Below are 21985 nucleotides of genomic sequence, written 5' to 3' on the forward strand. Positions count from 1 at the left end.
GGGCCCGGACGCGCTAGGATGGATGAGGTCCTTTCTCGATCCGACGCCCGTGAGGGGTGAACGCATGACGTCTCGGACGGTCGTGCGCACCTGCATCGGATGCCGATCGAGGGCGGACCAGCAAGAGCTGGTGCGCGTCGCCCTGGACTCCTCGACGGAACCCCCATCCGTCGTCTGGGACCCGGAACGACGCCGTCCCGGCCGGGGTGCGTGGCTGCATCCCGGCGAGGACTGCCTCCTCCTCGCCCTGCGCCGCCGCGCGTTCGGGCGGGCCTTCCGGTCCGCCGTCGACGCCGACGCGCTGGGCCGCACCGCGGAGGCACCGGCTGACAGACCGACAGATGAAGGCGGGTCAGAGATCTGATGCGTACCCGATGAGCACTGAAGCATGAGTGCCCAGCGATGAACTTCACCCCCTGCTATCAGGCAGGCCGTGGTGCGCGTGCCCTGGTGGCGCGCGCGACGGCCTGGAGCAACGTCAACGGTCCCAGGACGCGCTGAGACGGACAGCCCGAGCGGCTCCGTTCCGGCCCGTGGGGCCAGAACAGGAGAACCGTGGCCAAGGTCCGCGTCCATGAGCTCGCCAAGGAGCTCGGCATCACCTCGAAGGAGGCCTTGAGCACGCTCAAGGACCTCGGCGAGTTCGTCAGCTCGGCTTCGTCCACCATCGAGCCCCCGGTGGTCAAGAAGCTGCGCAACGCCTACCCGGGTGCCGGCAAGTCCGCCGCCAAGCCCGGTTCCACGCCCGCCGCCCCGGGCCGTTCCGCCGCGCCGAAGCCGGCGGCCGCCCCGTCGCCGCGCGCCGCGGCCCCCACGTCGAATGCCGGCGCCCCGGCGCCCGGTCCCGCCGCGGGCCGCACCGCCGCGCCCAAGCCGGGCGCCGCCCCGACCCCCGGCCCCGCCGCACCGACGCCGGCCGCCCCGGCCGAGCCGAAGGCCCCGCAGCCGCCGGCCACGCCGGGGTCGGCCGCGCCGAAGCCGGGCGCCGCCGCGCCCAAGCCGGGTGCCTCCGCGCCCAAGCCGGGCGCCCCGCGTCCCGGCAACAACCCGTTCAGCCCCAAGGGCGGTTCCGCCGGGTCTCGTCCGGGCGCCCGCCCGGGCGGCCGTGGCGGTGCTCCGCGCCCGGGCAACAACCCGTTCGCCCCCTCGCAGGGCATGCGCTCCGGTCGTGAGGACCGCGCGCCTCGTCCGGGCGGCCCCCGTCCGCCGGCCGGCGCCGGCGGCCCCCGTCCGGGCGGTCCGCGCCCGGCCGCGGGCGCCGGTGGCCCCCGCCCCGGTGGGCCGCGTCCGAACCCGGGCATGATGCCCAAGCAGATCACCCCGGCCCCGCAGCCGGCCCGCGGCCGTGGCCGTCCGGGCGGCGGCCCCGGCGGCGGTCCGGGTCGTCCCGGCGGCCCGGGCGGCCGTGGCGGTCGTGGCAACGCCCAGGGCGCCTTCGGGCGCGGCGGCGGCCCGCGCAAGGGACGCAAGTCGAAGCGCGCGAAGCGCCAGGAGTTCGAGCAGCAGCACACGCGTGAGATCGGCGGCGTCAAGGTCCCCAAGGGCGACGGCACCACGGTCCTGCGTCTGCGCCGCGGTGCGTCCCTGGCCGACTTCGCCGAGAAGATCCGCGCCGACGTCGCCGACCTGGTGAAGGTGCTCTTCACCCTCGGCGAGATGGCCTCGGCCAACCAGTCCCTCGACGAGGACACCTTCCAGCTGCTCGGCGACGAGCTGGGCTACAAGGTCCAGATCGTGTCCCCGGAGGACGAGGACAAGGAGCTGCTGGAGGCCTTCGACATCGACCTCGAGGCCGAGGAGGCCAACGAGGACGAGGCCGACCTCGAGCCGCGCCCCGCGGTCGTCACCGTCATGGGTCACGTGGACCACGGCAAGACGCGTCTGCTGGACGCCATCCGCTCCTCGAACGTCATCGAGGGCGAGGCCGGCGGCATCACCCAGCACATCGGCGCCTATCAGGTGCCCGTGGAGCACGAGGGCGAGCAGCGTCGCCTCACCTTCATCGACACCCCGGGTCACGAGGCGTTCACCGCCATGCGTGCCCGCGGTGCGAAGGTCACCGACATCGCCGTGCTGGTGGTGGCGGCCGACGACGGCGTCATGCCGCAGACCGTCGAGGCGCTCAACCACGCCCAGTCGGCCGGCGTGCCGATCGTGGTGGCGGTCAACAAGATCGACAAGGACACCGCCGCCCCAGACAAGATCCGCGGTCAGCTCACCGAATACGGCCTCGTGCCCGAGGAGTACGGCGGCGACACGATGTTCGTGGACGTCTCCGCGCGCAGCAACATCAACATCGACAAGCTGCTCGAGGCGATCCTGCTCACCGCGGACGCCGCCCTCGAGCTCAGGGCGAACCCGCACAAGGCCGCCCGCGGCGTGGCCATCGAGGCCAACCTCGACAAGGGCCGCGGCGCCGTCGTCACCGTGCTGGTGCAGACCGGCACGCTGCGCGTGGGCGACACCATGGTGGTGGGCTCCGCCCACGGCCGTGTGCGCGCCATGTTCGACGAGAACGGCAACGCCGTGGAGGCGGCCGATCCGTCGCGTCCCGTCCAGGTGCTCGGCCTGTCCGCGGTGCCGCGTGCCGGCGACTCGTTCCTCGTCACCGACGACGAGCGCACCGCCCGCCAGATCGCGGAGAAGCGCGAGGCCGCGGACCGCAACGCCCAGCTGGCCAAGCGCCGCAAGCGCATCACCCTGGAGGACTTCGACCAGGCCGTGGCCGAGGGCAAGCTGGACACGCTCAACCTCATCATCAAGGGCGACGCGTCCGGTGCCGTCGAGGCGCTCGAGGACTCGCTGCTCAAGATCGAGGTCGGCGAGGACGAGGTGCAGCTGCGCGTCATCCACCGCGGCGTCGGCGCCATCACGCAGAATGACGTGAACCTGGCGACCGTGGACAACGCCATCATCATCGGCTTCAACGTGCGCCCCGCCGAGCGGGTCGCCGACCTGGCCGACCGCGAGGGCGTGGACATGCGCTTCTACAGCGTGATCTACGACGCGATCGACGACATCGAGAACGCGCTCAAGGGCATGCTGAAGCCGGAGTACGAGGAGGTCGAGCTCGGCTCGGCCGAGGTCCGCGAGGTGTTCCGCTCCTCCAAGTGGGGCAACATCGCCGGTTCGCTCGTGCGCTCGGGCCTCATCCGCCGCAACGCCCAGGCCCGCCTGGTGCGCGACGGCGTGGTGGTCTCCGATCACCTCAAGATCGAGTCGCTGCGCCGCTTCAAAGACGACGCCACGGAGGTCCGCGAGGGCTACGAGTGCGGCATCGGCCTGGGCAGCTTCAACGACATCAAGGAGGGCGACGTGATCGAGACCTTCGAGATGCAGGAGAAGCCGCGCGTCTGACGGCCGGGGCGGGGGCCCGCACGGGCCCCCGCCTTCCGCGTCCCACCCTCTGAACCATCACCACCGGAAGGAACCGCACCATGGCCGATCCGGCACGCGCCGGCCGCCTGGCCCAGCGCATCAAGGTCCTCGTGGCCGAGGCGCTGCGCCGCGGCGTCAAGGACGATCGCGTGGAGCCCGTCACCGTGACGGAGGTCCGCGTGACCAACGACCTGCAGCACGCCACCGTCTACTACACCGTCCTGGGCGACGAGGCCACGGTGGCCGCCGCCCACGAGGGCATCCAGGACAACCGCGGCATCCTGCGCCGCGAGGTGGGCCGCGGGCTCACCATCCGCCTGGTGCCCACCCTCGAGTTCGTGGCGGACACCGTCCCCGAGGCGGCCGCACACCTGGAGGACGTCCTCCGCGCGGCCAAGGAGCGGGACGCCGAGCTGGCGAAGGCGCGCGAGGGCGCGTCGTACGCCGGTGACGCGGACCCGTACCGCACCGCGGAGCCGGACGCCGACGCCGACGACGCCCCGCGCGCCTGAGGCCCGCGGCACGGTGAGCGCACGCAGCACCGGGGGACAGGCCCCCGACGCGCCGGGAACGGAGGCGTCGGGGGTCGTCCTCGTGGACAAGCCGCAGGGGTGGACCTCGCACGACGTCGTCGGGCGGGTCCGCCGGCTGGCGGGCACCCGCAAGGTGGGCCACGCCGGCACCCTGGACCCCATGGCCACGGGCCTGCTCGTGGTCGGCGTCAACAAGGCCACGCGCCTGCTGACCGCCATCACGGGCACGGACAAGACGTACACGGCCACGATCCGGCTCGGGCAGTCGACCGTCACGGACGACGCGGAGGGCGAGGTCGTGCAGACCCGGCTGGCCAACGCCGTCACGCCCGAGCGCGTGGCCGAGCAGGTCGCCGCCCTCACGGGCGAGATCCTGCAGGCGCCCTCGGCCGTCTCCGCCGTCAAGGTGGCGGGCCGGCGCGCCTACGATCGCGTCCGCGCGGGAGAGGACGTCACCCTCGACGCCCGCCCCGTCACCGTGCACGAGTTCACGGTGCACGAGCTGCGCCGGCTCGACGGCGGCCGGCTGGTCGACCTCGACGTCACCGTGCGCTGCTCGTCCGGGACCTACATCCGGGCGCTCGCCCGCGACCTGGGCGAGGCCCTCGAGACCGGCGGGCACCTGACGGCGCTGCGCCGCACCGCCGTCGGCCCGTTCGACGTGGCCGACGCGCTCTCGCTCGAGGCCCTCGCGGAGCGGTTCGCGATGACCGAGCTCTCCGAGGCCGCCGCCGGGCTCTTCCCGGTGCGCGAGCTGACGGAGCACGAGGCCCACGAGCTTGCCTTCGGGCGGGTCGTGGCGCCCACCGGCACGGGTGAGACGCTCGTCGCCGGGCGCGCGCCGGACGGCCGCGTCATCGCCCTCGTCTCCGACGTGCGCCGCCGCGGCGCCGACGTCGCCAAGCCCCAGCTCGTGTTCGCCCCGGCCGAGGGGCCGGGACAGGGAAGGACCGCATGATCCTCGACGCCTGGTTCTGGACGGGACTGGTGATCGGTGCCGTCTCGTTCGTCGTCTGCGTGGTGATGACGGCGATCCGCCGCCACCCCGCGGACGCCTCGATCCTCTCGGTGGCCGCCGTCGAGCTGTTCACGCTCGTCTATGCGGCGGCCGCCGCCGTCCGCCAGCTCGGCGGGGACACCCTGAACGGCCCCGGCTGGGAGTTCTGGGGCTACATCCTCACCGCCCTGATCGTGCCGGTGATCGCCGTGGGCTGGGCCGTCACGGACAAGACCCGGTGGTCCAACCTCGTGCTGGCCGTGGTCGGGCCCACGATCGCCGTGATGCTGCACCGCATGCAGGTCATCTGGTTCGGGCAGTGGTGAGGAGGATGGACATGGCACCCAGCGACGGCGCCCCCGCGCGCAACCAGGGTCTCGGCCGGATCATCGTCATGGTCTACGCGGTGTTCGCCCTCTCGGCGAGCGCGCGCAGCCTCTTCCAGATCCTCACGCAGTTCGACGCCGCCCCCGTGGCGTACACGCTCTCCGCGGTCGCGGCGGTCGTGTACATCGTGGCGACGTTCGCGCTCGCCCGCTCCGGCGCGCGCGCCTGGGCCGTGGCGCTGGGCGCCGTGCTCGTGGAGCTGGCCGGCGTGGTGGGCGTGGGCCTGTGGACCGTCCTGGATCCGGGGATGTTCGCCCACGACACCGTGTGGTCCCGGTTCGGCGCGGGCTACGGCTACGTGCCGCTCGTGCTGCCGGTGGTCGGCCTGATCTGGCTGCTGACGCACCGCCCCGCCCGCCCGGCCGAGGCGGGGGCGCTCTGATGCGGGTCTGGAACAGCCTGGACGAGGTCCCCACGGACCTGCCGCGCACCGTGGTCACCCTGGGCAACTTCGACGGCGTGCACCGCGGCCACCGGGAGGTGCTGCGCCGGGTCGTCGAGCTGGCGCGGGCCCGCGACGCCCTGGCCGTGGCCGTGACCTTCACCCCGCACCCGCGCGCCGTGCACCATCCCGAGGTGCCCCACGTGGACATCATCAGCCCCGAGCAGCGGGTCGTCCTCCTGGACGAGGCGGGTCTGGACGCGGTGCTCCTGCAGCGCTACACCCTCGAGTTCGCGGACCAGTCCCCGGAGGAGTTCGTCCGCGGCATGCTCGTGCACGGGCTGCACGCCGCCGTCGTGGTCGTGGGGCACGACGTGCGCTTCGGCCGGGGCAACACCGGCGACGTCGCGGAGATGGTGCGCCTGGGGGCCCGCTACGGCTTCGAGGTCGAGGCCGTCGAGGAGTTCCCCGCCGAACACGGGGCCGAGCCGGAGCGCCGCTGCTCCTCGACCTGGGTGCGGGAGGCCCTGGCCGCGGGCGACGTCGCCCAGGCCGCGGCCGTGCTCGGCCGGCACCACGTGCTCGCCGGCGAGGTGGTGCACGGGTTCGCGCGCGGCCGCGAGCTCGGCTTCCCCACGGCGAACCTCGAGACGGATGTGCAGGGCATGATCCCGGCCGACGGCGTCTACGCCGGCTGGGTGCACGACGCGCACGGCGGGGTGTGGCCGGCCGCGATCTCCATCGGCTCGAACCCCACGTTCGAGGACGTCTCCCGCGTGGTGGAGGCACACGTGATCGACCGCCACGACGAGCGGGTGGAGGACTTCGACCTGTACGGCCAGCACATCGAGGTGGAGTTCGTGGCCCGGCTGCGCGGGATGGTCGCCTACGAGGGCGTCGAGAAGCTCGTGGCGCAGATCACGCAGGACGTGGACGAGGCCCGGGCGATCCTGGCCACGACCCCCTCCGACCGGTGAGCGCCCCGGAGCCGGGCGCTCCCCCCGCTGTGCCGAACCTGCCGGGGCGCCCGGCCCGGGCCCGTCGGGCCGGGCCCAACCCCTTCGAGACCGGCGGGGAGCACTACGACGCCGTCCGCCCCTCCTACCCGGCCGCCGCGGTGGACCGCGTCCTGGCGGGCACCGCCGACGGCGCGGACGTGGTGGAGCTCGGGGCCGGGACGGGACTGTTCACCCGGCTGCTCGCGGCCCGCCCGGCGGACCGGGTGCGGACGGTGACGGCCCTCGAGCCGTCGGCGTCGATGCGCGCCGTCCTGGAACGCGAGGTCGCGGCCGGCACGGGCGGGCGGGTGCGCGCCGTGCCGGGCACGGGCGAGGCCACGGGCCTGCCGGCGGCGAGCGCCGACGTCGTGGTGGCGGCCCAGGCATGGCACTGGATGGACCCGGCCGCGGCGAGCGCGGAGGCCGCACGGGTGCTGCGCCCGGGCGGGCGCCTGGCCGCGGTGTGGAACCAGCTCGACACGGCGGTGCCGTGGGTGCACCGTCTCACCCGGATCATGCACGCCGGGGACGTGCACGCCGCCCGGCCGGAGCAGCGCCGGTTCGCCGCCCCGTTCGGGGCGGAGGAGCACGCGCGCTGGGCGTGGACGCAGCCCATGACCGCGGCGGGGCTGCACGGGCTCATGGCCTCGCGCTCGTACTGGCTACGCGCGGACGAGCGGATCCGGTCCCGGATGACGGCCAACCTCGACTGGTACCTGCACGAGCACCTGGGCCATGCGGCGGACGCGGTCCTGCAGGTGCCCTACGTGACGGTGGCCTGGTGGGCGGCGCCGGTCAGGGGCGGGCGCCCACGGTGACCGGGACCGTCCGGGCGATCCCGGCCCGCCGCGCCTGCCAGAGCAGCAGCGCCGTGGCCACCGCGACCACCGCCACCGAGAGCAGCGTGGCCGCCGGGGAGCCGGCGGTCTCCGCGCCCACGTAGCTGTCCTCGACGGTGCCCACGAGCGTGCCGACGGCGATGATCACCACGTTGTTGACCACGTGGAGGGCGACGGCGGCCTCGAGCCCGCCCGTGCGCCACGTGAGCAGGACGGCGGCGACGGCGAACGCGGCGAGGTCCAGCAGGATCCACGGGTCGAGCGAGCCGTGGGCGAGCGAGAAGGTCGCCGCCGAGAGCACCGCGGTGACCGCGGCGGCCACGACCGGCCGGCGGATCCACGTGCCGACGGCCAGCAGCAGCCACCCGCGGAACAGGTACTCCTCGCCCGCGGCCTGGAACGGGGTGAGCACGAACGCCATGACGAGCAGCCAGACCCAGTCCTGCGCGCGCGGGGCCGTGGGGGCGCCGTCGAGGGCCCACGCGCCCAGCACGTAGGCGAGGAACAGCGGCGTCAGCACGACGACGCAGCGCGCCAGCCAGCGCCAGCGCACGCGGCCCTCGACCGAGTGGACGAAGCGGGCGGCGACGGGGTGGCCCAGCGCCACGGCCAGCAGCGCGACCCCGATCAGCGCGGCGAGCAGGAGGTTGTTCAGCAGCACCATGGGCGCGGAGTACAGGTCGAGGTCGGTCACGTCCGTCGGGTCGGCCGCGCCGAGCAGCGCGGGCCCGGACGTGGCGATCAGGGCGAGAGCGCCCAGCACGCCCCCCAGCACGAGGAGGCCCACCAGGCCGGCCAGCACGAGGCCGAAGGACGCGAGCGGGTTCCACCATCGGGCCCGCGGCGTGCGCAGCAGCGCGGGGTAGCCGTGGCCGATCAGCGGCAGATCCAGGGGCGGCGCGGGCGGCCGGAGGGGGAACGACGACGGGGCCGGGGAGTGGGGGACCGGTGGGGTGCTCACCGGGCCAGGGTAGGCGATGCGGTAGACTCGACCCTCGGCCTCCCTGCAGTCCGCGGTGGGGTGGGCCCCGCGTCGTCCGCCCCGGCGGGGCGCGGCCCGTGTTCGCGGTACCGAAGTGAAGGAGGCCCACCATGGCCCTGGATCCCGCTGTCAAGCAGCAGATCATCAAGGAGTACGCCACCCACGAGGGCGACACCGGTTCCCCCGAGGTGCAGATCGCGGTCCTGTCCCGCCGCATCAAGGACCTGACCGAGCACCTCAAGGAGCACAAGCACGACCACCACACCCGTCGCGGCCTGATGGCCCTGGTCGGTCGCCGTCGTCGCATGCTCGGCTACCTGCAGAAGGTCGACATCGAGCGCTACCGCGCGCTGATCGAGCGCCTCGGCCTGCGCAAGTGACCTGAGGAGGCGGCGCCGGAGCCCGCGGGAGACCCGCGAGCGCCGGCGCCGCCTTTCGTCTGCCCCCGGACGCACGTAGTGTGTCCCGGGGGAGAGATCGCCGCAGCCTGCGGCACTCCGGCGCGCCATGGCGCGCATCCCCGCATCATCGACACACCCGACGGCTCCGCGCCCATCGCTCGCGGTCCTCGACAGTGGCTCCCGGACCCCGCCGCACGGCGGGATGCCGAGGGCCTCGATCGAAGACCAGGGGGACAGGGACGCCTGCGGCGCCGTCCACCTGAAAGGAGGCCCTCATGGAGGGTCCTGAGATCACCTTCGCCGAGGCCGTCATCGACAACGGCTCGTACGGCAAGCGCACCGTCCGCTTCGAGACCGGGCGCCTCGCCCAGCAGGCCGCCGGCGCCGCCATGGTCTACCTCGACGAGGAGACGTCGATGCTGTCCGCCACCACCGTCGGCAAGTCGCCCCGCGAGGGCTTCGACTTCTTCCCGCTGACCGTGGACGTCGAGGAGCGCATGTACGCCGCGGGCCGCATCCCCGGCTCGTTCTTCCGCCGCGAGGGCCGCCCGTCCACGGACGCGATCCTCACCTGCCGCCTGATCGACCGCCCGCTGCGCCCGGCGTTCGTCAAGGGCATCCGCAACGAGGTCCAGGTCGTCGTGACCGTCACCTCGATCGCCCCGGACGAGATCTACGACACGGTGGCCATCAACGCCGCCTCCCTGTCCACGCAGCTGTCCGGCCTGCCGTTCTCCGGTCCCATCGGCGGCGTGCGCATGGCCCTCATGGACGACGGCTCCGGCACGCGCCAGTGGGTCGCGTTCCCGAAGCACTCCCAGCTCGAGGGCGCCGTGTTCAACATGGCCGTGGCCGGCCGTGTGGTGGGCGACGACGTCGCCATCATGATGGTCGAGGCCGAGGCGACCCCGGACTCCTGGACCCTGGTCAAGGAGCGCGGCGCGCAGGCGCCCACCGAGGAGATCGTGGCCGAGGGCCTCGAGGCCGCCAAGCCCTTCATCCGCGCCCTGTGCGAGGCCCAGGCCGACCTGGTCAAGCGCGCCGGCAAGGACCCGGTGGACGTCCCCGTGTTCCAGGACTACCAGGACGACGCCTACGCCGCCGTCGAGAAGCTCGCCACGGACCGCCTGACCGAGATCTTCTCCATCGGCGACAAGCAGGAGCGCGAGTCGGCCTCGGACGCCTACCTGCTCGAGGTGCTCGAGGAGCTCGCCGGCGAGGGCAAGGACTTCGCCGAGCGCAAGGGCGAGATCGCCAAGGCCTACGGCTCCCTCACCAAGCAGATCGTGCGCCGCCGCATCCTCACCGACCAGGTGCGCATCGACGGCCGCGGCCTGACGGACATCCGCAAGCTGACCGCGGAGGTGGAGGTCCTGCCCCGCGTGCACGGCTCCGCCATCTTCGAGCGCGGCGAGACCCAGATCATGGGCGTCACCACGCTGAACATGCTCAAGATGGAGCAGCAGATCGACTCGTTGGCGCCGGAGACGGCCAAGCGGTACATGCACCACTACAACTTCCCGCCGTACTCCACCGGCGAGACCGGCCGCGTGGGCTCCCCGAAGCGCCGCGAGATCGGCCACGGCGCCCTCGCCGAGCGCGCCCTCGTGCCCGTGCTGCCGGCCCGCGAGGAGTTCCCCTACGCGATCCGCCAGGTCTCCGAGGCCCTCGGCTCCAACGGCTCGACGTCGATGGGCTCCGTCTGCGCCTCCACCCTGTCCCTGCTGAACGCGGGCGTGCCGCTGCGTGCGCCCGTGGCCGGCATCGCCATGGGCCTGGTCTCCGCCGAGGTGGACGGCCAGACCCAGTACGCGGCCCTGACCGACATCCTCGGCGCCGAGGACGCGTTCGGCGACATGGACTTCAAGGTGGCCGGCACCGCGGAGTTCGTCACCGCGATCCAGCTGGACACCAAGCTGGACGGCATCCCGGCCTCCGTGCTGGCCGCCGCCCTGACGCAGGCCCGCGAGGCGCGCCTGCACATCCTGTCCGTGCTGAACGCCGCCATCGACGCCCCGGACGAGATGGCCCCCACCGCCCCGCGGATCATCTCCGTGCGCATCCCGGTGGACAAGATCGGCGCGGTCATCGGCCCCAAGGGCGCCATGATCAACCAGATCCAGGACGACACGGGCGCGGACATCACCATCGAGGACGACGGCACCGTGCTGATCGGCGCCACCGACGGCGCCTCGGCCGAGGCCGCGCGCTCCGCGGTGAACGCGATCGCCAACCCGCAGGTCCCCGAGGTCGGTGAGCGCTACCTCGGCACCGTGGTGAAGCTGACCACGTTCGGCGGGTTCGTCTCGCTCACCCCGGGCAAGGACGGCCTGTTGCACATCTCCGAGCTGCGAAAGCTCAACGAGGGCAAGCGCGTGGACGACGTCGAGGACGTGCTCGGCGTGGGCCAGAAGGTCCAGGTCGAGATCACCAAGATCGACGACCGCGGCAAGCTGTCCCTCTCCCCGGTGGTGGCGGAGTCCGACGCCCTGGCCGAGACCGCGGACGCGATCGAGTCCTCGCAGATCGAGGCCTGATCCGCCCCGCCCGGCCCGGTGACCACGACGGCGCCGCACCCTCCCCGCGAGTGGTGCGGCGCCGTCGTCGCGCATGGGCGAGAATGGCCGTCATGAGTGTTCACCGTGAGATCCCCCTGGACTTCGACGGCGTGCTGGCGGACGAGGGCAACGGTTCCGTGGTGCGCCGCTCCGTGCTGCCCGGCGGCGTCCGCGTGCTCACCGAGGCCATGCCGGACCAGCGCTCGGTGACCATCGGCTACTGGGTGGCCGTCGGGTCCCGTGACGAGTCGCCCGAGGGCTACGGCGCCACGCACTTCCTCGAGCACCTGCTCTTCAAGGGCACTCCCACGCGCACCGCGATGGACATCGCGGCCGCCTTCGACCGCGTGGGCGGGGAGTCCAACGCCGGCACGGCCAAGGAGTCCACCGTCTACCACGCCCGCGTGCTGGACGAGGACCTGCCGATGGCCGTGGAGGTCCTCACGGACATGCTCACCTCCTCCCTGATCGACCCGGACGAGCTCGAGACCGAGCGCGGCGTGATCCTCGAGGAGCTCGCCATGGACGCGGACGACCCCGTGGACGTGGCCCACGAGAAGCTCGCCGAGGTCATGCTGGACGGCCACCCCCTCGGCCGGCCGATCGGCGGCACGCCCGAGACGATCCGGGCCGTCACCCGCGACCATGTGGTGGGGCACTACACGCACTGGTACCGCCCGGACGAGCTCGTCGTCACCGCCGCCGGCCACCTCGACCACGACGAGGTCTGCCGCCTCGTCCTCGCCGCCCTGCGCGCCTCGGGCTGGGAGCTCACCCAGGGGGCCCTGCCCGCCCCGCGTCGTGCCGTGGACACCGCCGGGGCCGCGGCCTCGCGGGTGCGGACCGGCACGCACACCGTCACCAAGGCGGTCGAGCAGGCCAACGTCCTCGTCGGCGGCCGCTCGCTGTCCACCACGGACCCGGACCGCTTCGCCCTGGGCGTCATGCAGTCCGTCCTGGGCGGGGGCATGTCCTCGCGGCTGTTCCAGGAGATCCGCGAGCGCCGCGGCCTGGCCTACAACACCTACTCGTTCTCCGCCGGGTACTCCGACGCCGGCTACTGGGGCCTGTACGCGGGCTGCCAGCCGGACCGGGTGGACGAGGTGGCCGCGCTGATGGAGGCCGAGCTGGACCGGATGGCCGAGGCCGACGTCACCGGGGAGGAGCTCGCGCGCGCCCACGGGCAGATCTGCGGCGGCACCGTGCTGGGCATGGAGTCCACGGGCGCCCGCATGTCCCGGCTGGGACGGGCCGAGCTGGTCACGGGGGAGTACGTGGACCTGGCGGCCTCCCTCGCCCGGGTCCGCGAGGTCGACGCCGGCCAGGTCCGGGCCGTGGCCGCGCGCCTGGCCGCGGGGGACCGGGCGCGCGTCGTCGTCGCCCCGGCCTGACCTCGGCCACGGCCGCCGGGGCGGGCCGCGTAGGCTGGAGGCCATGACCGAGACCCGCACCCCCTCCGCCGTGTCCGCTCCCGACGACGTCCCGCGCGTCGCGATCCTGGGCGCCCGTGGCCGCATGGGCCGCCACGCGGTGCCCGCGGTGCGAGCGGCCGAGGGGCTGGAGCTCGTGGCCGAGCTCGGCTCGCAGGACCGCCTGGACGCGGTGCTCGACGCCGGCGCCACCCACGTCCTGGACCTCACGGTCCCGGACGCCTCGCCCGAGAACGTGGCCTTCGCCGTGGAGCACGGGCTGCACACGGTCGTCGGCACGTCGGGCTGGGTGCCCGAGCGCCGCGAGCGCCTCGAGGCGCAGCTGGCTGAGCACCCGGGGGTGGGCGTGCTGATCGCCCCGAACTTCTCGGTCGGCTCGGTGCTGGCCTCGGCGTTCGCCGCGCAGGCGGCGCGGTACTTCGAGTCCGTCGAGCTCGTCGAGCTGCACCACCCGGACAAGGTGGATGCCCCGTCGGGCACGGCCGTGCGGACCGCCGAGCTCATCGGCGCGGCCCGGGACGCGGCCGGCGTGCCCGTCTCCCCGGACGCCACCGAGCACGACCCGGACGGCGCGCGCGGCGCCGTCGTCCACGGCGTGCACGTGCACGCGGTGCGCCTGCGCGGCCTGGAGGCGCACCAGGAGGTGCTGCTGGGCGGGCCGGGCGAGCAGCTCGTGGTCCGGCACGACGCGTTCGACCGCGGGGCCTACATGCCCGGCGTCGTCCTCGGCCTGCGGACCGTGGCCTCCCGCCCGGGTCTGACCTATGGACTGGACGGATACCTGGACCTTGGCTGAGCCCTCCCGCACCCCCGACGACGGCGCCGTGGGCCCGCCCGCGCCCGCCGTCCGTGCCCGCCGCTCGACCGTGATGAGCAAGGTGTGGGTCGGCTTCGTGTGCCTGCTCGTGCTGCTGTTCGCCGGGTTCGCCCTCAACGCGTCCGTCGCGCTGGTGCGCGCCCCGCAGCCACTGGCCAAGGCGATCGGCGCGGGCGTCATCCTCGTGGTGCTGGTGACCGTGGCCGTCCTGGCCCGCGAGGTGTGGTTCGGGCGCCAGACCGAACGCCTGGCCGACCAGCTCGAGGCCGAGGGCGGGCTGCCGGAGGACGACCTGCCGCGCTCGCCCGGCGGCCGGATCGACCGGGAGGCCGCCGACGCCCAGTTCGAGCTGTACCGCGTGGAGGCCGAGGCCGCACCGCGCGACTGGCGCGCCCGCTACCGCCTCGCCCTGGCCTACGACGCCTCGGGCGACCGCCGCCGCGCCCGCGAGGCGGCCCGGGAGGCCGTCCGCCTGCACCGCGCCGGCTGACGCGGCCCACGCGTCGCTCAGCGCCCTCCGACGGCCCGTTCCCCACCCGTCCGGGAGAGCCGGGCCATCACGGCTTCGAGCGGACCCCGTCGGCCGCTGAGCTCGGCGGCCAGCCCGGCCGCGAGGCTCAGCACGACGAGGGCGGTGAGCAGCGCCCCGTCGGCCGGATCGAGTCCGGTCGCGTCCACGAGCGCGAGCACCACGAGGTGCCCCACGTAGAGCGTGAGCGGGATGCGCCCCGCACCCACGAGCGGGCGCAGCGCGGCGTGCCCGACCAGCGGCCGGGCCAGCAGGCAGGCGCCCAGCACGGCGCAGGCCCAGCCCGCCGCAAGCACGGCGGCCACCACGGACCCGGAGTGCGGGGTCGGCAGGGCGAGCCACAGCGGATCCGGGATCAGCAGCGCGAGCCGCGGCTCGCCCGTGCGCAGCGTGAGCGCCGTCTCGACCGGGTCCGTGCCGATCGCCGCGGCGACCCGCCCGACCGTGCCCGGGGCCCGCAGCACCGCCGCACCGACGACGCCGGCCGCCGCCCACGCCGTGGCCCCGCCGCCGAGGATCCCGGCGGCCACGCGGCGACGGTCCAGCGGCAGCCGCCCCAGGGCCAGCCCCAGCACGAGGAACGCGCCCCAGGACAGGACGGGGTAGTAGCCCGTGACCGTGAGATCGGCCAGCAGCAGCCCGGGACGCAGCAGGTCCGCGGGGCCGGGGGAGAGCCAGAGCCGCCCGCCCACGAAGAACTCCTGACGCCCCACGGCGGCCTGCGCGGCCGCGACCACCGCGAACACCAGCACCGGCCCGAGCACGAGCCACGCCCCCGCGATCAGGCCCAGGGCGCGGGCGCGCAGGCCCAGCAGGGGCAGCGCGAGCAGGAAGAGCAGGGCGTAGTGGCACAGGATGACGGCCACGGGGACGCCGAGCGTCCCGCACGCGAGCCCGAGCACGAACAGCAGGCCCGCCCGTCGGGCGATCCGGCGGCGCAGCGCCGCGCGCCGGACCCCCGTGGCCGGCGTCGCGCCCCCCGTGGACAGGGCCAGCCCGACTCCGGCCAGCAGGACGAACAGCACCGAGGCGCGTCCGGCGAACCACAGGAACGCCGGGTGCGGCGCCCCGTCCGCCGTCACCGGGTCGAGGACGTGGACGGTGATCATGCCGAGCAGGGCGATCGCGCGGGCCGCGTCGACGCCGGGCAGCCGGCGACGCGCGGGCCGGTCCGGGCGGACGGCGGCGGGGGGCGGGGCGGGACGCAGGGCGGGCTCCTCTCGGGTCGCCGCGCGTCGCGGAGGGGCCACGGACGGCGCGGGCCCCCAGTCTCGCAGGTAGGGTGGGGCCCATGAGTGCCGTCCGTTCCGCCGTCATCCCCTCCGAGCTGCTCTTCGGCACGGTCGTGCCCGCCATGGTCACCCCCATGACGGACGAGGGCGCCGTGGACCTCGAGGCGGCCGCCGCGCTGGCCGAGCACCTGGTGGACCGCGGGGCCGACGGCCTCGTGGTCACCGGCACCACCGGCGAGACCTCCACGCTCACGGACGACGAGAACGTGGCGATGTTCCGCACCGTCGTCGAGGCCGTGGGGGACCGCGCCAGGGTCGTGGCCGGCACCGGCACCAACGACACGGCGCACACCCTCGAGCTGTCCCGCCGCGCGGCCGAGACGGGCGTGGACGGGCTGCTGCTCGTCACCCCGTACTACAACAAGCCCAACCAGGCCGGCATCCGCGCGCACTTCGAGACCGTGGCCGACGGCGTGGACCTGCCGATCATGCTCTACGACATCCCGGGCCGCTCCGTGATGCCGATCGAGCCCGAGACGCTGATCGCGCTCGCGCAGCATCCCAACATCCGTGCGCTCAAGGACGCGAAGGGGGACCTGCAGTCCACCACGACCGTCCTGGCGCACACGGACCTCGACCTCTACTCCGGCGACGACGGCGCGACCCTGCCGCTCATGGCGCTCGGCGCCGTGGGGGTCGTCTCGGTGGCCGCGCACGCGGCCCCCGAGCTGTACCGCCAGCTCGTGGACGCCGTCCACGCAGGCGACCTGGCCGGTGCCCGTGATCACCACTTCGCGCTGGACCCCGTCCAGCGCGGCATCATGACCCATGTCCAGGGCGCGGTGGCCGCGAAGGCCGTCCTCGCCGCCCAGGGCGTCATCCCGTCCGCAGCCGTGCGGCTGCCCCTCGTCCAGGCCACGCGGGACGAGCTCTCCGTCATCCGAGCCGACCTCGCGGAGGCCGGCATCACCTTCTAGAAGGGACCCGTTCCATGACCGCAGGCACCCGCCTGTCCACCCCGCCCAAGCTCAAGCGGGGCACCTGCCGCATCGTCCAGCTGGGCGGCCTCGAGGAGGTCGGCCGCAACATGGTCACCTTCGAGATCGACGGCAAGATCCTCATCGTCGACTGCGGCGTCCTCTTCCCCGAGGAGCACCAGCCCGGCGTCGACCTGATCCTGCCGGACTTCGACTACATCCGGGACCGCGTGGACGACGTCGTCGGCATCGTCCTGACCCACGGCCACGAGGACCACATCGGCGCCGTGCCGTACCTGTTGCGCCTGCGCGACGACATCCCCGTGATCGGCTCCAAGCTGACGCTCGCCCTGATCGAGGCCAAGCTCGAGGAGCACCGGATCAAGCCGCGCACCCGCGTGGTCAAGGAAGACGACATCGTCGAGTTCGGCCCGTTCGAGTGCGAGTTCGTGGCCGTGAACCACTCGATCCCGGACGCGCTCGCCGTCGCCATCCACACGGACGCCGGCACCATCCTGCACACCGGCGACTTCAAGATGGACCAGCTGCCGCTCGACGGCCGCATCACGGACCTGCGCGCCTTCGCCCGTCTCGGCGAGGAGGGCGTGGACCTGTTCATGACCGACTCCACGAACGCCGAGGTCCCGGGGTTCACCACCACGGAGGCGGAGATCGGCCCCACCCTCGAGCGCTACTTCGCCACGGCGAAGCGCCGCATCGTGGTGGCCTCGTTCTCCTCCCACGTGCACCGCGTGCAGCAGGTCCTCGACGCCGCCCACAAGCACGGTCGCAAGGTGGCCTTCGGCGGGCGCTCCATGATCCGCAACATGACCATCGCGGCGAAGCTCGGCTACCTCAACGTGCCGAACGGGATCCTCGTGGACATCCGCAAGGTGGACAAGTACCGCGACGACGAGATCGTGCTGATGGTCACCGGCTCCCAGGGCGAGCCGATGGCGGCCCTGTCCCGGATGGCCAACGGCGACCACCAGGTGCAGCTGGAGGAGGGCGACCTCGTCGTGCTGGCCTCCTCGCTGATCCCGGGCAACGAGAACTCCGTGTTCCGCGTGATCAACGGGCTCATGAAGCTCGGCGCGACCGTGGTGCACAAGGGCATGGCCAAGGTGCACGTCTCCGGCCACGCCTCCGAGGGCGAGCTGCTGTACTGCTACAACATCGTCGAGCCCGAGTTCGTGATGCCGGTGCACGGCGAGACCCGCCACCTGATCGCCAACGGCCGGATCGCGGAGAAGACCGGCGTGCCGGCCGAGAACGTCATCCTGGCCGGCAACGGCACCGTGGTGGACATGACCGACGGTCTCGTGAAGGTCGTCGGCGAGGTGGAGTGCGGCTACGTGTACGTGGACGGCTCCTCCGTGGGCGAGATCTCCGACTCGGACCTCAAGGACCGCCGTGTCCTGGGCGAGGAGGGCTTCCTCTCGATCATCACCGTGGTCAACCGGCAGACCGGCGCGATCGTGTCCGGCCCGGACGTCCACGCCCGCGGCGTCGCCGAGGACGAGAAGGTGTTCGAGGAGATCAAGCCGAAGATCGTCCGGGCGCTCGAGGAGGCCGTGCAGTCCAGCAAGGACCACACCGCCCACCAGCTCCAGCAGGTGGTCCGCCGGACCGTCGGCACGTGGGTCAACCGCAAGCTGCGCCGCCGCCCGATGATCATCCCGGTGGTCCTGGAGGCCTGACCCCTCCGGGTCGCCATGCCTGCCGTGTCCGCGGTTCGCGGTAGTTTGGTGGGCATGGCGACCCGTACTTCCCCCACGCGTTCGTCGTCCTCCTCCGCCACGTCCCGCTCCGGCTCCGCCGGACGCCGAGGCTCCGGACGGAAGGGGTCGACCGCGACCGTCCCCGAGGCCGACCGGCCCGCCGCGCCCCTGCGCGCCCTGCACACCCTGTGGATGGGGCTGGCCACGCCGGTCGGCGCCGGCTTCCGCAAGCTCGGCCCGGACGTGCGCATCGACCGCGAGGAACGCCGTGACGGCACCGGCCTGGTCCTGCTGCTGCTCGCCGCGCTGATCGCGGCCGTGGAGTGGTGGGGCCTGCGCGGCACCGCCGTCGGCCGCGTGGTGCACGGGGTGGTGGGCGGCACCGTCGGGTGGTTCGCCCTCCTGGTGCCGATCGCCCTGCTCGTCGTGGCCGTGCGCTGCTTCCGCCACGCCACGGACCATCGCGCCAACGGGCGCATCATCATCGGCCTGCTCATGGCCACGGTCGCGGGCTCCGGCATCGCCCACCTCGTGGGCGGCGTGCCCTCGGCCGCCGACGCCTTCGAGGACATGCTCGGCGCCGGGGGCATGGTCGGCTACCTCGCGACGGCGCCGCTGGCCTCCCTGCTGACACCCGTGCCCGTCTGGGTCCTCATGATCCTGCTGGCCTTCTTCTCGGTGCTCGTGCTCACCGCGACGCCCGTCGGCTCGATCCCGCAGCGGATCGCGGGCGGCTACGACTGGCTCACGGGCCAGGACCCCGAGGGCGCCTCCGAACAGCGGGCCGCCCGCCGTGCCGAGCGGCGCCGGGCCCGTGAGGAGCGCCGCGAGGCCGAGGACCTCGCCGCCCCGCTCTCCGTGGACGCGGAGACCGGGCGCACCCACCCGGACCACGACCAGTCCTACCTGGACGGCCCGGCCGCCGGCGCCCACGCCGCCGGGGCCTCCCGCCCCGGCCTGTTCGCGCGCCTGTTCGGCGGGCGCCGGGCACGCGAGGAGCAGGCCGCCGACGCCGCCCCGGAGCACACCGCCAGCACCGCCTACGACTCCCCGGTGATCCACGAGGCCGAGGTCGGCTCCCACGCCGCCCCCGAGGCGGAGACCACCCAGGTCCTGCCCCGGCCCGCCCCCCGGCGAGCCGCTCGCGGGGAGCAGGGCGTGTTCGACTCCGAGCAGGCCGCCGCGGACGCGCGGGACGCGGGCCGGGACGCCTCGGACGACTTCGACCCGTGGGTGGACGAGGACGACGCGCCCGAGGACGCGGACGCCGAGCCGCAGCCGCCCGCCGGAGTGCGCCGGCCCACGGCCGCGGACCGTGCCCTCGAGCAGGTCCGCGAGCACGCCCGCGCCCAGCGCGAGGCCGCCGCCCCGGCCGCCGCAGCCCCGGAGGAGGACGCGGGGGAGGACACCCCGTTCGCCCTGGACGACGCCCCACGTCAGGGCTCCGGGGCCGCCGCACCGTCGTCGTCCTCCGCCGTGCCCGCCAGCACCCCCGCGCCGGTGCCGCCGGTGACCGCCGAGCCGGCCCGCGGCACCCAGTCCGAGCTGGGCGGGGACGTGTCCTACACGCTGCCGCAGTCGGCCCTGCTCCCGGCCGGGCCCCAGCCGAAGGAGCGCTCCGAGGCCAACGACCGGGTCGTCGCCGCGCTGACCACCACGTTCACCGAGTTCAAGGTGGACGCCCAGGTCACCGGGTTCTCCCGCGGGCCGACGGTGACGCGCTACGAGGTCGAGGTCGCCCCCGGCACCAAGGTGGAGAAGGTGACGGCGCTGGAGAAGAACATCGCGTACGCGGTGGCCTCCTCGGACGTGCGGATCCTCAGCCCCATCCCGGGCAAGCGCGCGATCGGCATCGAGATCCCCAACACGGACAAGGAGGTCGTGGCCCTCGGCGACGTCCTGCGCTCGCAGGCCGCCCAGCGCACCGACCACCCGATGGTGATGGGCGTCGGCAAGGACGTGGAGGGCGGCTACGTGGTGGCCAACCTCGCGAAGATGCCCCACATGCTCGTGGCGGGCGCCACCGGCGCCGGCAAGTCCTCGTTCGTGAATTCGATGATCACCTCGATCCTCATGCGCTCCACCCCGGACGAGGTGCGCATGGTGATGGTGGACCCCAAGCGCGTCGAGCTCACCGCGTACGAGGGCGTGCCCCACCTGGTCACCCCGATCATCACGAGCCCGAAGAAGGCGGCCGAGGCGCTGCAGTGGGTCGTCAAGGAGATGGACACCCGCTACGACGACCTCGCGGCGTTCGGCTACAAGCACGTGGACGACTTCAACAAGGCCGTCCGGGCCGGCCAGGTGAAGCTGCCGCCGGACTCCAAGCGCGTGCTGCGCCCGTACCCGTACCTGCTGGTCATCGTGGATGAGCTCGCGGACCTGATGATGGTCGCCCCGCGCGACGTCGAGGACGCGATCGTGCGCATCACCCAGCTGGCCCGTGCGGCCGGCATCCACCTCGTGCTCGCCACGCAGCGGCCGTCCGTGGACGTGGTCACGGGCCTGATCAAGGCCAACGTGCCCTCGCGCATGGCGTTCGCGACGTCGTCGGTCACGGACTCCCGCGTGGTCCTGGACCAGCCCGGCGCGGAGAAGCTGCTCGGCCAGGGCGACGCCCTGTTCCTGCCGATGGGCAAGTCCAAGCCCATGCGCGTGCAGGGGGCGTGGGTCAACGAGTCCGAGATCCACGCCGTCGTGGAGCACGTGAAGTCGCAGATGCAGGTCCAGTACCGCGCGGACGTGATCCCCGAGAAGACCGAGAAGGTCATCGACGAGGACATCGGCGACGACCTGGACCTGCTCCTGCAGGCCGTCGAACTCGTGGTCACCACGCAGTTCGGCTCCACGTCCATGCTGCAGCGCAAGCTGCGGGTGGGCTTCGCGAAGGCCGGCCGCCTCATGGACCTCATGGAGTCCCGCGGCGTCGTGGGCCCCTCCGAGGGCTCCAAGGCCCGCGACGTGCTGGTCAAGCCCGACGACCTCGCGGACGTGCTCGCCACCATCTCCGGAGACACCCCGCCCTCGGCCACCTCCGGCGACGGCGACGCCTCGGCCGGAACCGGCGACGGCGACGCCTCGGCGTCGGCCGCTCCGCGCGACCTGGTGCAGGAGGACCTGGACTCGCGCCCGGCCGCCGTGGACTGGAACGACGAGGACGATGATGAGGGATCGGAGGACGCGTGGCAGCTGACGGGCAGATGAGCGCGGCGGGCGGGGCGCAGCGCGTGTCCGCCTGGAACCTGCCGAACATCCTGACCTCGGTGCGCATCCTGATGGTGCCCTTCTTCGCCTGGGCGCTGTGGGTCGGCGGGCCGTGGGGCGGTGACTCGCTCGTCGCCCGGTGGCTCGCGCTGGCGCTGTTCGCGGCGGCCATGTACACCGACAAGCTCGACGGGGACATCGCCCGCGCCCGCGGGTTGATCACCGACTTCGGCAAGATCGCGGACCCCATCGCGGACAAGCTGCTCACGGGCACGGCCCTCGTGCTGTTCTCCCTGCTGGGGGAGCTGTGGTGGTGGGTGACCATCGTGATCCTGGTGCGCGAATGGGGCATCACCCTGATGCGCTTCGTGGTGATCCGCTACGGCGTGATGCCGGCCGGCCGCGGCGGCAAGCTCAAGACCGTGCTGCAGACCGTGGGCATCGGCCTGCTGCTCCTGCCCTTGGCCCCGGTCGTGGGCGGCTGGTGGCCGTGGGCCGGCTGGGTGGTCATCGGGGCCGCCACCGTGCTGACGGTGCTGACCGGCCTGGAGTACGTCAAGGACGCGTGGGTCCTGCGGCGGGACGCCCTCGCCGCCCAGCGGGGGGCCTGAGGCGATGAC

19 protein-coding genes are annotated in these 21985 nt (G+C 73.7%); 17 read left to right on the plus strand and 2 right to left on the minus strand.

The window, feature by feature from the left end; genetic code table 11:
* The first annotated feature begins 64 nt into the window (after window positions 1-64).
* From O3T09_RS00325 to O3T09_RS00360, 8 genes are all read left to right on the plus strand, one after another.
* The gene (locus O3T09_RS00325; RefSeq protein ID WP_223247521.1) at window positions 65-364 is read left to right on the plus strand and encodes a YlxR family protein; all 300 of its coding nucleotides are present in this window, start codon (window positions 65-67) and stop codon (window positions 362-364) included.
* A 191-nt stretch (window positions 365-555) separates the two neighbouring features.
* On the plus strand, window positions 556-3357 hold the full coding sequence (infB, locus tag O3T09_RS00330; protein ID WP_269295256.1) for a translation initiation factor IF-2: 2802 nt from the start codon (window positions 556-558) through the stop codon (window positions 3355-3357).
* 80 nt (window positions 3358-3437) lie between these two features.
* Window positions 3438-3890: a 30S ribosome-binding factor RbfA gene (gene rbfA, locus O3T09_RS00335; protein ID WP_036314977.1), complete on the plus strand. Its 453-nt coding sequence runs from the start codon at window positions 3438-3440 to the stop codon at window positions 3888-3890.
* Between the two features lie 13 nt (window positions 3891-3903).
* Complete coding sequence (gene truB, locus O3T09_RS00340) at window positions 3904-4869, plus strand: tRNA pseudouridine(55) synthase TruB (protein WP_078026112.1); 966 nt, start codon at window positions 3904-3906, stop codon at window positions 4867-4869.
* Window positions 4866-5234 (plus strand): hypothetical protein, encoded by a 369-nt coding sequence (locus tag O3T09_RS00345; protein WP_002855305.1) that lies wholly within the window; start codon window positions 4866-4868, stop codon window positions 5232-5234. The genes truB and O3T09_RS00345 overlap by 4 nt, the downstream gene beginning before the upstream one ends.
* Window positions 5235-5245: 11 nt before the next feature.
* Window positions 5246-5677, plus strand: coding sequence for a hypothetical protein (locus tag O3T09_RS00350; protein ID WP_036314984.1), 432 nt, complete (start codon window positions 5246-5248; stop codon window positions 5675-5677).
* On the plus strand, window positions 5677-6654 hold the full coding sequence (locus O3T09_RS00355; RefSeq protein WP_041104239.1) for a bifunctional riboflavin kinase/FAD synthetase: 978 nt from the start codon (window positions 5677-5679) through the stop codon (window positions 6652-6654). Before O3T09_RS00350 ends, O3T09_RS00355 begins: the two co-directional genes overlap by 1 nt.
* Window positions 6651-7493: a class I SAM-dependent methyltransferase gene (locus O3T09_RS00360; RefSeq protein ID WP_044658602.1), complete on the plus strand. Its 843-nt coding sequence runs from the start codon at window positions 6651-6653 to the stop codon at window positions 7491-7493. The genes O3T09_RS00355 and O3T09_RS00360 overlap by 4 nt, the downstream gene beginning before the upstream one ends.
* Here the strand turns inward: O3T09_RS00360 and O3T09_RS00365 are convergent.
* Window positions 7471-8475 (minus strand): CPBP family intramembrane glutamic endopeptidase, encoded by a 1005-nt coding sequence (locus O3T09_RS00365; protein WP_044658601.1) that lies wholly within the window; start codon window positions 8473-8475, stop codon window positions 7471-7473. The two genes, O3T09_RS00360 and O3T09_RS00365, sit on opposite strands and share 23 nt — an antisense overlap.
* 131 nt (window positions 8476-8606) lie before the next feature.
* Here O3T09_RS00365 and rpsO point away from each other — a divergent pair, with 131 nt between their 5' ends.
* The 5 genes from rpsO to O3T09_RS00390 all read left to right on the plus strand — a co-directional run bounded on the left by rpsO (window position 8607) and on the right by O3T09_RS00390 (window position 14192).
* Complete coding sequence (gene rpsO, locus O3T09_RS00370; RefSeq protein ID WP_017488396.1) at window positions 8607-8876, plus strand: 30S ribosomal protein S15; 270 nt, start codon at window positions 8607-8609, stop codon at window positions 8874-8876.
* Between the two features lie 296 nt (window positions 8877-9172).
* Entirely contained in the window at window positions 9173-11434 is a 2262-nt protein-coding gene (locus O3T09_RS00375; RefSeq protein WP_269295258.1) for a polyribonucleotide nucleotidyltransferase, read from the plus strand.
* A gap of 83 nt (window positions 11435-11517) precedes the next feature.
* Window positions 11518-12846 (plus strand): M16 family metallopeptidase, encoded by a 1329-nt coding sequence (locus O3T09_RS00380; protein WP_036315003.1) that lies wholly within the window; start codon window positions 11518-11520, stop codon window positions 12844-12846.
* Between the two features lie 43 nt (window positions 12847-12889).
* Window positions 12890-13681, plus strand: a complete 792-nt coding sequence (gene dapB / locus O3T09_RS00385; RefSeq protein WP_002855289.1) for a 4-hydroxy-tetrahydrodipicolinate reductase — start codon at window positions 12890-12892, stop codon at window positions 13679-13681.
* Complete coding sequence (locus O3T09_RS00390; RefSeq protein WP_044658599.1) at window positions 13674-14192, plus strand: hypothetical protein; 519 nt, start codon at window positions 13674-13676, stop codon at window positions 14190-14192. Before dapB ends, O3T09_RS00390 begins: the two co-directional genes overlap by 8 nt.
* Window positions 14193-14209: 17 nt before the next feature.
* On the opposite strand, the gene O3T09_RS00395 is transcribed toward O3T09_RS00390, so the two are convergent.
* The gene (locus tag O3T09_RS00395; RefSeq protein WP_078026114.1) at window positions 14210-15481 is read right to left on the minus strand and encodes a heparan-alpha-glucosaminide N-acetyltransferase domain-containing protein; all 1272 of its coding nucleotides are present in this window, start codon (window positions 15479-15481) and stop codon (window positions 14210-14212) included.
* A gap of 41 nt (window positions 15482-15522) precedes the next feature.
* Here O3T09_RS00395 and dapA point away from each other — a divergent pair, with 41 nt between their 5' ends.
* From dapA to O3T09_RS00415, 4 genes are read left to right on the plus strand one after another with little or no spacing between them, the layout of a single operon-like run.
* Window positions 15523-16440, plus strand: coding sequence for a 4-hydroxy-tetrahydrodipicolinate synthase (dapA, locus tag O3T09_RS00400; protein WP_078026115.1), 918 nt, complete (start codon window positions 15523-15525; stop codon window positions 16438-16440).
* A gap of 14 nt (window positions 16441-16454) precedes the next feature.
* Entirely contained in the window at window positions 16455-18140 is a 1686-nt protein-coding gene (locus O3T09_RS00405) for a ribonuclease J (protein ID WP_078026116.1), read from the plus strand.
* Window positions 18141-18194: 54 nt separating this feature from the next.
* Entirely contained in the window at window positions 18195-21365 is a 3171-nt protein-coding gene (locus tag O3T09_RS00410) for an FtsK/SpoIIIE family DNA translocase (RefSeq protein ID WP_078026117.1), read from the plus strand.
* On the plus strand, window positions 21362-21976 hold the full coding sequence (locus O3T09_RS00415) for a CDP-alcohol phosphatidyltransferase family protein (RefSeq protein ID WP_044658592.1): 615 nt from the start codon (window positions 21362-21364) through the stop codon (window positions 21974-21976). Before O3T09_RS00410 ends, O3T09_RS00415 begins: the two co-directional genes overlap by 4 nt.
* Window positions 21977-21985: the final 9 nt, after the last annotated feature.

The organism is Micrococcus sp. H39-S4 (assembly GCF_027158145.1).
GTDB classification, from domain to species: domain Bacteria; phylum Actinomycetota; class Actinomycetes; order Actinomycetales; family Micrococcaceae; genus Micrococcus; species Micrococcus luteus.

Bases quoted from the DNA above. Each gene is read 5' to 3' on its own strand.
- O3T09_RS00350 (WP_036314984.1), top strand. From the start codon at position 5,246: ATGGCACCCAGCGACGGCGCCCCCGCGCGCAACCAGGGTCTCGGCCGG.
- O3T09_RS00355 (WP_041104239.1), top strand. From the start codon at position 5,677: ATGCGGGTCTGGAACAGCCTGGACGAGGTCCCCACGGACCTGCCGCGC.
- dapA (WP_078026115.1), top strand. From the start codon at position 15,523: ATGAGTGCCGTCCGTTCCGCCGTCATCCCCTCCGAGCTGCTCTTCGGC.
- O3T09_RS00405 (WP_078026116.1), top strand. From the start codon at position 16,455: ATGACCGCAGGCACCCGCCTGTCCACCCCGCCCAAGCTCAAGCGGGGC.
- dapB (WP_002855289.1), top strand. From the start codon at position 12,890: ATGACCGAGACCCGCACCCCCTCCGCCGTGTCCGCTCCCGACGACGTC.
- rpsO (WP_017488396.1), top strand. From the start codon at position 8,607: ATGGCCCTGGATCCCGCTGTCAAGCAGCAGATCATCAAGGAGTACGCC.
- O3T09_RS00380 (WP_036315003.1), top strand. From the start codon at position 11,518: ATGGCCGTCATGAGTGTTCACCGTGAGATCCCCCTGGACTTCGACGGC.
- O3T09_RS00325 (WP_223247521.1), top strand. From the start codon at position 65: ATGACGTCTCGGACGGTCGTGCGCACCTGCATCGGATGCCGATCGAGG.
- O3T09_RS00410 (WP_078026117.1), top strand. From the start codon at position 18,195: ATGGCGACCCGTACTTCCCCCACGCGTTCGTCGTCCTCCTCCGCCACG.
- rbfA (WP_036314977.1), top strand. From the start codon at position 3,438: ATGGCCGATCCGGCACGCGCCGGCCGCCTGGCCCAGCGCATCAAGGTC.
- O3T09_RS00415 (WP_044658592.1), top strand. From the start codon at position 21,362: ATGAGCGCGGCGGGCGGGGCGCAGCGCGTGTCCGCCTGGAACCTGCCG.
- O3T09_RS00375 (WP_269295258.1), top strand. From the start codon at position 9,173: ATGGAGGGTCCTGAGATCACCTTCGCCGAGGCCGTCATCGACAACGGC.
- O3T09_RS00345 (WP_002855305.1), top strand. From the start codon at position 4,866: ATGATCCTCGACGCCTGGTTCTGGACGGGACTGGTGATCGGTGCCGTC.